14 protein-coding genes are annotated in these 12,598 nt (G+C 62.3%); 5 read left to right on the plus strand and 9 right to left on the minus strand.

What is annotated here, in order from left to right; genetic code table 11:
* Positions 1-5: 5 nt before the first annotated feature.
* The gene (locus NKJ04_RS19645) at positions 6-737 is read left to right on the plus strand and encodes a hypothetical protein (protein ID WP_023808589.1); all 732 of its coding nucleotides are present in this window, start codon (positions 6-8) and stop codon (positions 735-737) included.
* A 25-nt stretch (positions 738-762) separates the two neighbouring features.
* Here NKJ04_RS19645 and NKJ04_RS19650 read toward each other — a convergent pair whose 3' ends face one another.
* From NKJ04_RS19650 to NKJ04_RS19660, 3 genes are all read right to left on the minus strand, one after another.
* A complete protein-coding gene (locus NKJ04_RS19650; protein ID WP_023808588.1) occupies positions 763-1,053 on the minus strand; it encodes a type II toxin-antitoxin system RelE/ParE family toxin in 291 nt (96 codons plus the stop codon).
* Positions 1,053-1,289, minus strand: coding sequence for a transcriptional regulator (locus NKJ04_RS19655; protein WP_023808587.1), 237 nt, complete (start codon positions 1,287-1,289; stop codon positions 1,053-1,055). Before NKJ04_RS19655 ends, NKJ04_RS19650 begins: the two co-directional genes overlap by 1 nt.
* Before the next feature lie 82 nt (positions 1,290-1,371).
* Complete coding sequence (locus NKJ04_RS19660) at positions 1,372-2,058, minus strand: HAD family hydrolase (protein ID WP_023808586.1); 687 nt, start codon at positions 2,056-2,058, stop codon at positions 1,372-1,374.
* A gap of 176 nt (positions 2,059-2,234) precedes the next feature.
* On the opposite strand from NKJ04_RS19660, the gene NKJ04_RS19665 reads away from it, so the two are divergent.
* Entirely contained in the window at positions 2,235-3,368 is a 1,134-nt protein-coding gene (locus tag NKJ04_RS19665; RefSeq protein ID WP_023808585.1) for a site-specific DNA-methyltransferase, read from the plus strand.
* A gap of 8 nt (positions 3,369-3,376) precedes the next feature.
* Here the strand turns inward: NKJ04_RS19665 and NKJ04_RS19670 are convergent, their stop codons facing one another.
* From NKJ04_RS19670 to mutY, 3 genes are read right to left on the minus strand one after another with little or no spacing between them, the layout of a single operon-like run.
* Positions 3,377-3,760, minus strand: a complete 384-nt coding sequence (locus NKJ04_RS19670; protein ID WP_023808584.1) for a WapI family immunity protein — start codon at positions 3,758-3,760, stop codon at positions 3,377-3,379.
* Positions 3,761-3,772: 12 nt separating this feature from the next.
* Complete coding sequence (locus NKJ04_RS19675; RefSeq protein ID WP_023808583.1) at positions 3,773-4,384, minus strand: HAD family hydrolase; 612 nt, start codon at positions 4,382-4,384, stop codon at positions 3,773-3,775.
* Entirely contained in the window at positions 4,377-5,558 is a 1,182-nt protein-coding gene (mutY, locus tag NKJ04_RS19680) for an A/G-specific adenine glycosylase (protein ID WP_352628650.1), read from the minus strand. The genes NKJ04_RS19675 and mutY overlap by 8 nt, the downstream gene beginning before the upstream one ends.
* Positions 5,559-5,611: 53 nt before the next feature.
* Between mutY and NKJ04_RS19685 the strand changes: the two genes are divergently transcribed.
* The 3 genes from NKJ04_RS19685 (at position 5,612) to smc (ending at position 10,583) form a co-directional block, all read left to right on the plus strand.
* Positions 5,612-6,112 (plus strand): DUF721 domain-containing protein, encoded by a 501-nt coding sequence (locus NKJ04_RS19685; protein ID WP_127290824.1) that lies wholly within the window; start codon positions 5,612-5,614, stop codon positions 6,110-6,112.
* Between the two features lie 163 nt (positions 6,113-6,275).
* A complete protein-coding gene (locus NKJ04_RS19690; RefSeq protein ID WP_128302501.1) occupies positions 6,276-7,019 on the plus strand; it encodes a DsbA family protein in 744 nt (247 codons plus the stop codon).
* 105 nt (positions 7,020-7,124) lie between these two features.
* Positions 7,125-10,583, plus strand: a complete 3,459-nt coding sequence (gene smc / locus NKJ04_RS19695) for a chromosome segregation protein SMC (RefSeq protein ID WP_352677128.1) — start codon at positions 7,125-7,127, stop codon at positions 10,581-10,583.
* A gap of 273 nt (positions 10,584-10,856) precedes the next feature.
* On the opposite strand, the gene NKJ04_RS19700 is transcribed toward smc, so the two are convergent.
* From NKJ04_RS19700 to NKJ04_RS19710, 3 genes are all read right to left on the minus strand, one after another.
* The gene (locus NKJ04_RS19700) at positions 10,857-11,072 is read right to left on the minus strand and encodes a hypothetical protein (RefSeq protein ID WP_352613229.1); all 216 of its coding nucleotides are present in this window, start codon (positions 11,070-11,072) and stop codon (positions 10,857-10,859) included.
* A gap of 184 nt (positions 11,073-11,256) precedes the next feature.
* Positions 11,257-11,718: a VanZ family protein gene (locus NKJ04_RS19705; protein ID WP_352677129.1), complete on the minus strand. Its 462-nt coding sequence runs from the start codon at positions 11,716-11,718 to the stop codon at positions 11,257-11,259.
* Positions 11,715-12,596 (minus strand): hypothetical protein, encoded by an 882-nt coding sequence (locus NKJ04_RS19710; protein WP_352613233.1) that lies wholly within the window; start codon positions 12,594-12,596, stop codon positions 11,715-11,717. Before NKJ04_RS19710 ends, NKJ04_RS19705 begins: the two co-directional genes overlap by 4 nt.
* Positions 12,597-12,598: the final 2 nt, after the last annotated feature.

The following is a 12,598-nucleotide window of genomic DNA, read 5'->3' on the forward strand; positions in this document are numbered from 1 at the left end:
GTTTCATGGCGTTTCGTACATTCAGTGGTCGCTTTTTGGCGGGTCTTGCGCTCACCGGCTTTATGCTTGCCGCCGCCGGCTGCCAATCGGGCGACAATGGCATCCTGAACCTCGGCATAGGCAAGAAGGAGGACCCGACGGCGCCACCGCCGCCCCAGGATCCCAAGATACTGGCCAGCCAGTTGCAGGCCTATTGTCCCAGGGTGACGGTGCGGGACGGCACGGCTTTCTTCAACACCTATTCCAAGGAAGCTCAGAAGCCCAAGCCCAGGATCAAGAAGACCGGCGACGCCGCGCAGGATGCCGCGGCCCAGGCCGAGGCTGACGCCGCTGCTGCAACTCCGCCCGACGAATCGGCCAACATCATCTACCAGGCATCGGTCAGCGACGTGACACGCGACTGCAGCCGTGCCAACGGCCAGTTGACGATGAAGATCGCGGTCGCCGGCAAGATTGTCCCCGGACCGAAATTTTCTCCAGGCACCATCACCATGCCCATCCGCACGGCTGTGATGCATGGCACCGAGGTCCTCTATTCGCAGATCCACCAGTATCAGGTCCAGGTCACCGATCCTTCGGTCGCCACGCAGTTCGTCTTCACCGATTCCAATATTGTCGTGCCCGAGCCGACGGCGCAGGACTATCAGGCCTTTGCCGGCTATGACGAAACCGCGCATCAGGCAACGGCCGACAAGCCGAAGAAGAAGCAGAGGAAGAGAGCCGCCGCGACGAACTAAGCGGCGAACACAAGACATGGGCGGGCTATGTGAGGCTCTCCGGCCATTCTCTGGCCCCATGGACAACGGCGATGATTTCAACGTCACTGCCGCGCACCCGATAAACAACGATATAGGATGTCCGCGCTATCACAAGCTCGCGGGTTCCGCCCGCTCGTCCCTTGCGTCCGACCATGGGATTTGACGCCAAGAGTTCGTCGGTGCGACCAATCAGATCCGCTGTTAGCCGATACGCCGCAACGGGACTGTCCTGCGCGATAAAATCCTGAATCTGGTCGAGGTCGTCGAGAGCGGCGCTCGTCCATGAAACCTGCATCAGGTGGGGCGGTACTTGTTCAACACCCGCTCGATATCGGCACGGCTGGCAAATTCACCACGGTCGGCCGCTTCAATTCCTGCGTTCACCTTGTCTAAAAACCGCTCCTGCCACTCAAGGGAGTGGCCGTTCTCAAGCGCGTCCGCAACGACTTCCGACGCGGACAGGCTGGACCGCGCCGCGATAGCATCGATGCGGGCCTGTAACTCTGGCGTGATTTCAAGCTCAATCGTCATGACGCAATCATCGCATAGCCATCAGGGTTTTGAAATGACCGGGCGAGAAAAGTCCCGCCACGAGGGCGAAATTCAATCGCCCTCAGGCGTCCGACCACTCCGACAGCGCCGCGATCACGCTTTTCAACTCTGCCCAGCGGCGGATCACCGTTTCGGCGCCGGCCTCGGTGAGCGCGTCGGCATGGCCGGGATAGCTGTGGGCGGCTCCGGTGAAGCCGATCACCCGCATGCCCGCCGTCCTTGCGCCGTGAACGCCGTGCACGGAATCCTCGATAACGAAAGTGTTCGCCGGGTTGGCGCTGAGTTTCTCCGCCGCGAACAGGAACACGTCCGGCGCCGGTTTCGTTTTCCCGGTCGGTGTTTCCATCGCCGAAAAAATCCGGTCGGTGAAAAACGGCAGAAGATGCACCTTTTCCAGCATGAATTCGATCCGCTCGGAGCGTGAATTCGAGCAGACGCAGCGCGGCACGCTTACCGCGGCAACGGCCTCGCGCACGCCATCGATGGCGCGGACGTCGCTGCGCAGTTTGCGGTCGACCAATTGTTCCTCCCTGTCGATCAGAGAGGCCTGGAAGGGGATGCGGGACTTTTCCTCGACCCGCAGCATGATGTCCTTGAAGGTCAGGCCGGCATAGCTCTCCGAAATCTCCTCAGCCGATATCTCGTATCCTGCCAAGGTCAAAAGCTCGGCGTCGACGCGGGCGGCGATGATCTCGGAATCGACGAGCACGCCGTCGCAATCGAAGATGACAAGGTCTGGCTGGGGCATGGTGATCCGGACAATAGGAGGGCGAAGTGGCCTCGGAAGGCTCAGGCGGCGCGGCATACACCAACAGGGCCGCCTTCGCAAATTCGCCACACCCGTCCCTTGGCCTTCACGGAATATTTACGCTGATCGGTAACCATAACGGAGAGTAAACAGTAACGCGTGCCTTGGGTGTCAGAATGTCTGCCGTGCGTCTTCTCGACGAGCTATCCCACGCTCCCCAGCAATCCGAATGGCTGGACACGATCCTCAAGGGCGACTGCGTCGCCGCGCTCGACCGGTTGCCCGAAAAATCGATCGACGTCATCTTCGCCGATCCGCCCTACAATCTGCAGCTCGACGGCGACCTGCACCGCCCCGATCAGTCCAAGGTCGACGCCGTCGACGACGACTGGGACCAGTTCGAGAGTTTCGAGGCCTATGACGCTTTCACGCGTGCCTGGCTGCTGGCGGCGCGCCGGGTGCTGAAGCCCAACGGCACCATCTGGGTCATCGGCTCCTATCACAACATCTTCCGGGTCGGCGCCAAGATGCAGGATCTCGGCTTCTGGATCCTTAACGACGTCGTCTGGCGCAAGACCAACCCGATGCCAAATTTCCGTGGCCGCCGCTTCCAGAACGCTCATGAGACGATGATCTGGGCTACGCGCGATCAGAAGGGCAAGGGCTATACCTTCAACTACGAAGCGATGAAGGCGTCCAACGACGACATCCAGATGCGCTCCGACTGGCTGTTTCCGATCTGCACCGGCGGCGAGCGGCTGAAGAACGACAATGGCGACAAGCTGCATCCGACGCAGAAACCGGAAGCGCTGCTTGCCCGCATCATGATGGCCTCGACCAAACCGGGCGACATCGTGCTCGATCCCTTCTTCGGCTCAGGCACCACGGGCGCGGTGGCCAAGCGTCTCGGCCGCCATTTCGTCGGCATCGAACGCGAGCAGGCCTATATCGACGCCGCCAACGAGCGCATCGACGCGGTGCGGCCGCTGGAAGAGGCCGACTTGACCGTTCTCACGGGCAAGCGCGCCGAGCCGCGCGTCGCCTTTGTCAGCCTGATCGACACCGGCCTGATGATGCCGGGCGCGACGCTCTACGATGCCAAGAAGCGCTGGGCGGCCAAGGTGCGCGCCGACGGCACGGTGGCGATCGGCGACAGCGCCGGCTCGATCCACAAGATCGGTGCCGAAGTGCAGGGGCTGGACGCCTGCAACGGCTGGACCTTCTGGCATTATGAGCGCAGCGGTGGCCTGACCCCGATCGACGAGCTTCGCCGCATCGCGCGGCTCGGCATGGAGCGGGCAGGGGCCTGATCGGCAGCTCAGGCCTTGTCTTCCTCCAGGATGATTTCGCTGACCTCGCCTTTCGCCATCAGTGAGAGCTGACTGGCAAAACGCGACAGACGCGAATAGTCCGTCCGGAGTCGCACACGCGCGAAGTCACGGGCTTCGATCTCCTCCGCGACCTCGATCCGGACGAACAGGTGACCGACGCCATCCGCCGGGAAAACCGAGATGCTTATCAGGCCGGGCGATCTCAGGACCAGATCCGCGCGTTTAAGCGGATAGGCCTGCAATGACACAATAAATTCGCTTACCTCGTCGGTCGGGAAATAGGCATCGCCACGTCCTCGAAAGTGGCCATGCTCGACACTGGCGTCAAGTATTGACCATTCCGGGTTGAAGGTCAGAACGAGCTTGCCCATTGCCGGTCTCGATCAGGTCGCGATGCCATGCCGCTCAAGGTCTGCTTGAAGCGCCTTTGCATCGGTGAACAGCACCGACTGCCAGCCGGCCGCCTTGGCGCCGTCGACATTCTTCTGGCTGTCGTCGATGAACAGCGTCGCGGCCGGTTCGAGGCCGAAGGCGGCGATGTGATGATCGTAAATGCCGCGATCGGGCTTGATCATGCCGATCTCGCCGGAGATGGTGACGCCGCGCGGACGATTGAGAAAATCGAAGCGCTCGCGGGCTTCGGCCAGCGTGTCGCTGGCGAAGTTGGTCAGCATGGTCACGTCGTGGCCGCTCTCGATCAGGCCGACCATGATGGCGACGCTGTCGTCATAAGCATGCGGCACCATCTCGTGCCAATGGCGGCGGAAACCGCGGATGTTTTCCGCGTGATCGGGATGGTCCGCGATCAGCAGCGCCTCGGCCTCTTCCCAGGTGCGGCCGCGATCCTGCTCGATGTTCCAATCATGCGTGCAGACATTGTCGAAAAACCACTTTCTCTCTTCGGCATCCGGAATGAGGCGGCTGAACGGAATGTTGGGATCGTAGTGGATCAGCACTCTGCCGATGTCGAAAACGATGTGGCGTATTTCAGTCATGGGGCCTCTTTGCACTGTGTGGCGACGGCTTTTTCGTCGCGCCGGGTATCGCAGCCTCGATTGCCTTTTTCATGACAGTCGGCAGCGCCTCGCCGGAAATCTCGTGAGCGAGCGACCAGAAATGCCCGTCTGGCGCATCACCTTTGATGTGAGCGTGAAAGACTTCGAGTTCGAGAGCGAAATGCGTGAAGACATGCGCAATGCGGCCCGCATGCCGCCAGTCGGCGGGAAAGGGCGCGGCCGCTTCCGTGGTTGCCCCATCGATCCGCGCGGTCCAGCCCGTCGTCGGCACCTCGGTCATGCCGCCGAGCAAACCCTTCTCTGCCCGTTTGCGCAGAAGGATGGCGCCGTCGGCCCGCACGGCGACAAAGGCCGCGCCGTGCCGCTGCGGCTTGTCGGCCTTGGGCAGGCGCACCGGGAAGTGCTCGGGATCGCCTGAAACGACCGCGCTGCAGTCTTCGCGCAGCGGGCACAGCATGCAGCGCGGCCGGCGTGGCGTGCAGATGGTGGCGCCGAGATCCATCATCGCTTGGGCGAAGTCGCCAGGCCTTGTCCCGGGCACCATGCGCTCGACATGGGCACGGATCTCGGGCTTGGCTTCGCTGAGCGGGGTTGTGATCGAAAACAGCCGGGAGATGACACGTTCGACATTGCCGTCGACAACGGCGGCGGGGCGATCGAAGGCAATCGCCGTGATGGCCGCCGACGTATAGGCGCCGATGCCGGGCAGTTCTCTCAAACCCGTCTCCGTGTCGGGAAACCGGCCGCCACGCGCGGCCACAAGATCGGCACAGGCCTTGAGATTGCGGGCGCGGGAGTAGTAGCCGAGCCCGGCCCAGGCCTTCATCACGTCCTCGGTGGGCGCCGCGGCCAGCGCTTCGACATCGGGCCATTTCTCGACGAATACCTTGAAATAAGCCTTCACCGCTTCGACGGTGGTCTGCTGCAGCATGACCTCGGAGAGCCAGATGCGGTAGGGATCAGGCCGCACGCCGCGCGCATGCTCAATTGGTGTGATGCGCCACGGCAATTCACGGTGATGCACATCGTACCAGCTGAGCAGGCGGGATGCGATATCGTCGCTGACACCGGATGCAGCTGTGCTGCTATCTCCGGATGTGGCTTTGCCACTATCCCAGGATGCGGTCTTGCGGGTCTGGTCTGCTGGTGCCATTGATCTTGTATTGGCCTGGCCGGTATCTGCTGGGTCGTCGCTGGAGGACGTACATGGCAGGGAGAACGCCCTACGGCAATCCCGTCCCGGTCAGCGATCTCGCGACCAGGATCCTCGATCCGGTGCTGCGCAAGCGGGCCGGCATTTCGATCGGCCTCGTCCAGTCATGGGACGAGATCGCCGGCCCGCGGCTGGCCAGCCATTCGCGCCCCGAAAAAATCCAGTGGCCGCGCCGTATGCATGAGGACGATCCGTTCGAGCCGGCCGTGCTGGTCATTGCCTGCGAAGGCATGGCGGCACTTCATCTGCAGCACGAGACGGGCGAGATCATCAACCGGGTCAACGCCTTCCTCGGCTTCACCGCCATCAATCGCATCAGGATCCTGCAGAAGCCGGTGACAGCCGACAAAGGAAAGCGCAAACCGGCCCTGAGGCCGCTGACGGCGGCTGAGAAGACGAAATTGTCGGGAACTGTCGGCCTGGTCGATAATGATGAACTGCGCGCCTCGCTGGAGAAACTTGGCGCGACCATTATTGGGGAGAGAAAATCATAGGCGTCTCGAAGAAAGTCATGGATTCGTCGTCAATATCTCGCATTCGTGATCGCTCTTGTCAGGTTTCGCGATTGGATTGGGGATCGAGATGCCTTAATTCGCGCCAACTCTCGCCTTTTCGTGCCTTTGCATTGCAAAATCCAACCCTTGTCAGGTGATTCGTATGAACCGTCCCCCGTTCGGCCAAAGCTTGTCTCGCAGAAACCTCCTGTCTTCGCTGGCCGCCATTCCGGCGGTGGCCCTGCTCGCCGCCTGCAGCGACTCTGGCGAGGAGGCGAAGGCCGCGGATGTGAAGCCTGCGGCCCCGGCCGCCCCCGCGAAGCCGGCCACGCCGGCCGCCGCCACCGCGCCGGAAGCCCAGGGCACCGTGGACATGACGGAGCTGATGAAGCCGGGTGCGCTGCCCGACAAGCAGCTTGGCAAGGATGACGCCAAGGTCACCATCGTCGAATACGCCTCGATGACCTGCCCGCACTGCGCGCATTTCGCCGAGACCACCTTTCCGGACCTGAAGACCAAGTACATCGACACCGGCAAGGTCCGCTACATCCTGCGCGAATTCCCGTTCGATCCGAGCGCCGAAGCCGGTTTTATGCTGGCGCGCTGCGCCAAGGATAACTATTACCCCATGGTCGACGTCCTGTTCAGGCAGCAGGCGAACTGGGTTGGCGTTCAGAATACCAAGGATGCGCTGCTGCAAATCTCGAAGCTCGCCGGTTTTACACAGGAGTCCTTCGAGGCCTGCTTGACGGACCAGAAACTTCTGGACGATGTGAGATCGGTCCAGAAGCGCGGCGCCAATGAATTCAAGGTCGACTCGACACCGACCTTCTTCATCAACGGTAAGACCTACAAAGGGGCGATGTCGATTGAGGAAATGTCGGCCATCATCGACCCTCTGCTCTGACATCCAGTCAGCCCTGAGGCGGCGGCGCTTCGGCGTGCGCGGCTTCCTGTCGTGCCGCGAATTCCTTTCGCAAAATCACGGAAATCCGCTTAGTGGGCGGGGCGAATGAAGTTTTCGCGCCTTCGCCTCCTCGGTTTCAAGTCCTTCGTCGAGCCCGGCGAGTTCGTCATCGAACGCGGCCTGACCGGCATTGTCGGGCCGAATGGCTGCGGCAAGTCGAACCTTGTCGAGGCGTTGCGCTGGGTGATGGGCGAAAGCTCGTACAAGAATATGCGCGCGTCCGGCATGGACGACGTCATCTTCTCCGGCTCGGGCACGCGTCCGGCGCGCAACACCGCCGAAGTGACGCTCTTCCTCGACAACAGCGACCGCTCGGCGCCCGCTGCCTTCAACGATGCCGACGAACTGCAGGTGTCGCGCCGCATCGAGCGCGAGGCAGGCTCGCTTTACCGTATCAACGGCAAGGAAGCCCGCGCCAAGGACGTGCAGCTTCTGTTTGCCGACCAGTCGACCGGCGCGCGTTCGCCGTCGATGGTCGGTCAGGGCCGCATCGGCGAACTGATCCAGGCGAAGCCGCAGGCACGCCGCGCGCTGCTCGAAGAGGCGGCAGGCATTTCCGGCCTGCACACCCGCCGCCACGAGGCAGAACTGCGGCTGAAGGCGGCCGAGCAGAACCTCGAACGACTGGACGACGTCGTCGGCGAGCTGGAAAGCCAGATCGAAAGCCTGAAGCGTCAGGCGCGCCAGGCCTCCCGCTTCAAGAACCTGTCCGCCGATATCCGCAAGGCCGAAGCGACGCTTTTGCATTTGCGCTGGACGCTGGCCAAGACGCAGGAAGGCGAGGCGCGCTCGGCGCTGGCGGTCGCGACAGCACTGGTCGGCGACCGCGCCGCCGCACAGATGGCCGCCGCCAGGGAGCAAGGCATCGGCGCTCATCGCCTGCCGGACCTGCGCGATGCGGAAGCCGCCGCGGCGGCCGCTTTCCAGCGCCTGTCGATCGCCAGGTCGCAGATCGAGGAGGAAGCCGGCCGCATCCGCGCCCGTCAGAGCGAACTCGAGCGCCGGCTGCAGCAACTCGACGGCGATATCGCGCGTGAAGAGCGCATGGTCCGCGACAATGCGGACATCCTTGAGCGCCTGCGCACCGAAGAAGCCACGCTGAATTCCGAAAATGCCGGTGCCGCCGAGCGCGAGGCCAGCACCCGCGCCGCGTTCGAGCAGGCCGCATCGACGCTTTCACAAAGCGAAGCCAAACTCGCCGCGCTGACCGCCGAACGGGCCGAGGCTGCCGCCTCGCGCAACCAGATCGAACGGACGCTGCGCGATACCGCCGAACGCCGCGACCGCTTCGCGCGCCAGCTTGCCGATGTCGACCGGGAATTGTCTGAGATACTCTCCAAAGTCGCTGGCCTGCCCGATCCGGCCGAGAAGCGCGTGCTGGTCGAACAGGCCATGGCGCTGCTGGAGGAGGCCGAGGCTGCCGTGTCCGAGACCGAGCAGTCGGTCATCGATGCCCGCGCTGCCGAAAGCGCCGCCCGGCCACCGCTTCAGGATGCCAGGGCCGAGCTGGCACGGATCGAAACCGAAGCGCGCACGCTGGCCAAAATCCTGAATGCAGCCAGCGGCGATCTCTTCCCAGCCGTGCTGGAGCAGATCAGCGTCGATCGCGGTTTCGAAACGGCGCTGGGTGCGGCCCTTGGCGAAGATCTCGACGTGCCGCTTGACCGCAGCGCGCCGGTGCATTGGGGCGAAAGCGCGATCCAGCCCGGCGACGCGGCTCTGCCGGAAGGCGTCAGAAGCCTGGCCAGCGTGGTCCACGCGCCGGCACAGCTCGCCCGCCGCCTGGCGCAGGTCGGTATCGTCGAATCTAGCGACGGCCGCCGGTTGCAGCCGCTGCTTGCTCCCGGCCAGCGGCTGGTCAGCCGTGAAGGCGCGCTCTGGCGTTGGGATGGCTTTACCGCCAGCGCCGATGCGCCGACCGCCGCAGCACAACGGCTGGCGCAGAAGAACCGGCTGGCTGAGCTCGATGCCGAGGCGATACAGGCGACGCTAGTCCTGCGCCAGGCCGAGGAGGCGCTGGGAGAGGCTGAACAGGCGCTCCGCCTGGCAAGCGAGGCCGAGCGCAACACGCGCCAGGCCGGTCGTGACGCCCAGCATCGGCTGGACGCTGCCCGCAATGCGTTGGCCGAGGCCGAGAGAGCCGGCGGCGAATTGCAGAGCCGGCGCGCCGCGCTCGATGAAGCGCGCGCCCGCATCGTCGACAGCCATGAGGAGATTTCGGCCGCCTTCGCCGAGGCCGAAATGCTGCTGCAGGACGCGCCCGATCTTGGCGATCTGCAATTGCAGCTCGAACAGTCCTCGACCAATGTCGCCCGCGACCGCGCCGCGCTTGCCGATGCGCGTGCGGTGCATGAGGGGCTGCGGCGCGAAGCCGAGGCGCGCGCGCGCCGGCTCGATGCCATTGGCGCCGAGCGCAGCAACTGGCTGGAGCGGGCCGAAAACGCCTCGACGCAGATCGCATCGCTCGGCGAACGCAAGGCCGAGGCCGAGGCCGAACGCGAGCGGCTGGCCGATGCTCCCGATGAAATCGACGCCAAGCGGCGTGCCTTGCTGTCGCAGCTCACCGAGGCCGAGAGCTTGCGCAAGGCGGCGGCCGACCGTTTGCAGGAAGCGGAGAACCGGCAATCCGAACTGGACAAGGCCGCCACCGGCGCCATCCAGTTCCTGGCCGAGGCGCGCGAGACTCGCGTTCGCGCCGAAGAGCGGCTGACCGCGGCCGACGAACGCCGGCTGGAGGTCGAGGCGCGCATCCAGGAGACGCTGAACACACCACCGCATCTGGTTATTCGCCATACCGGTCTTGAGGCTGACAGCCCGATCCCTGAGATGGCCGAGATCGAGCGTCAGCTGGACCGGCTGAAGATCGAGCGCGAACGGCTCGGCGCCGTCAACCTGCGCGCCGAGGAAGAGCAGAAGGAGCTATCCGACCGGCTGGAAGCGATCGTGTCGGAGCGCGAGGACATCATCGAGGCGATCCGCAAGTTGCGGCAGGCGATCCAGAGCCTCAACCGCGAGGGCCGTGAGCGGTTGCTGGCCGCCTTCGAGGTCGTCAACGGCCATTTCCAGCGGCTGTTCTCGCATCTGTTCGGCGGCGGCACGGCGGAATTGCAGCTGATCGAATCCGACGATCCGCTCGAGGCTGGCCTCGAAATTCTTGCCCGCCCGCCCGGCAAGAAGCCGCAGACCATGACGCTGCTGTCCGGCGGCGAGCAGGCGTTGACGGCGATGTCGCTGATCTTCGCGGTGTTCCTGACCAATCCGGCGCCGATCTGCGTGCTCGACGAAGTCGACGCGCCGCTCGACGATCACAATGTCGAACGCTTCTGCAATCTCATGGACGAGATGGCGGCCACCACCGAGACGCGTTTCGTCATCATCACCCACAATCCCATCACCATGGCGCGCATGAACCGGCTGTTCGGCGTGACCATGGCCGAGCAGGGGGTCAGCCAGCTGGTGTCGGTCGACCTGCAGGCGGCCGAAGCGATGCGCGAGGCAAGCTGATCCCGTTGGCGCTGCCAGCGAATGGGTCGCTCTGGAGCGATTCCAAGAAAATCTCTAAGGGCTTTTCGCGCGGAATTGCTCAAAGACAAATGGTCAGAGCGTCGGATTGTGTTTGTGCGAATGCTGTTTGGCCGAAGCCCAGACGAAATAGAGTGGTCCCAATTTCAGCACAGGCACCCTGCGATCCCGCTCGCGATCACGCAGTTCGCGGTAGGTCTTCACCTTCAGTGTGCCTCCCGGCAATCTGATTCGAAAAGCCATGATGCATAGAGCTTACGTGCCTTCTCCAGTCGATGGAAGCGTCATTTCAAGCTCCTTGTCAGTATTCGAGCTCTTGGAGGGTCGATCAGGAATTGTACTCGGCCACCAGATGACGAAATATTTGCCAAACTGCCAGACCGGGACTTCGCCCTTGTGCTCCCGCCGCCGCAACTCATGGCGTTGCTTGACCTTCAACACACCGCCCGGAAGCCTGATCTTGATCGTCATCGTCCCTCAATGCTGATGGCGCGCTTCCTGGGTGCCGCGCCCGAAGATTCATCTGTCCGGCCAAGGTAGAAAAATCGCCCACTCTCGGATCGGATCGTTGCAATCCGATTTCGCCGAGTCAATGGAGCCGAGGGCGAACTCCTGTGGCTATCGGCGCCCGTGCACATAAGGCTTGAGAACAGGGTCAACCTCTGCGCCGCAAGATCCAGTTCACACAGATCACGGCCACGAGGCCACATGCGATGCCGGCGCAATCGGCAACCCAGTCGAACACATCCAGATCACGTCGTATCAGCGCCGTGCCCTGAAGGACCTCGATCGCCGCTCCAACCATGGCGAGGAAGACGATCAGCCTTGTCTTGCGATCGGGCCAGCCGAGCCCTCCAAGGAAAGTCATGACGGCAAAGGCGCTGACGTGGTTCAGCTTGTCGGACCGGAAACCGATATCGATCCCATACTCCTCGAGTCGGGGTATAGGCAGCAATGCAAGGGCAAGAACAGCGATAAGCGTGCCGAAAAAGCGATCCGTTCGGCGGCTGGATAAAATCTCATTCTGTTCCAATCTGTGCTGGCCGCCGCGAAGGTCGAATCCGGCTCGGTATTGGCGGTTCAGGCTGAAACTCAGATCGACGGCGTTGTCTTTCAAAGCCGCAATTTTTGCTTGAGCCTTTTCAGCCAGGTCTGTTCCGCCTCATCCTGGTTTTGATGCGCCGGGACGTAGCGCGGCCGTATCTTTTTTCCTTTGATGTAGAATGGCTTTTCGACTTCTCCAACCAGGTTGACGAAAAGCCGGGATTTGTTGGTGGGTTGGCGGACTGTGACGCCGTGGACCGATTCAATCGAATTGATGAACAATACAAGAATGTTCTTGTCGTATTTAACTGTTTCGACGCATTCCAAATGGGTGTCGTCGACATAGGCATCATTGAAGAGTGTCGCTTTGGCTTTCAGTGTGGCGTATTTGGACTTGAAACGACTAATTGTCAGGTCCCCGCCAACGGCATCATAATCTTCCGGCCTCATATAAAACAGGCCAGAAAATAGCTTGTCGCCATTGTCGATGTGGCTTGTCCGCACCGATCCGGCATCGGTTACCGGCGTGTTCCCGCTGAGCATCGCATCCATCAGTATGTCGCGCGTTGCATAGGTGTCACTAAACCTGATGCCCGCTTTCATATTCTTGAGGCGTTCATAATTGGGGTAATAATCAGGGTAAAGCTTGTGAATATCGTCGTAGAACAGTTCGGCGATCTCGGCGAAAAATGCTTGAGATACATGGTAGGCGATAAAATCGCGCCATATTTGCGGCACAGCTTCGTTCGACCGAATGCGGTGGGCCTCATAGTCCCATCTGGTGTTGTTGCGGCGCGTATCGATTTCGAGCGCTTCCGGAGCGGGAAACGTGTCGGCCAACTCCTGGTAGAGATCGAGGGGAAGGGCGTCGCGCAGGATGATGTGTGGAAACGGCTCCGATCGAACGTCGGCCCTGGTGGCACGTTGAAGGACTGAAAGCGGCTTTGACATCG

The organism is Mesorhizobium sp. M0618 (assembly GCF_040320765.1).
Lineage (GTDB): Bacteria > Pseudomonadota > Alphaproteobacteria > Rhizobiales > Rhizobiaceae > Mesorhizobium.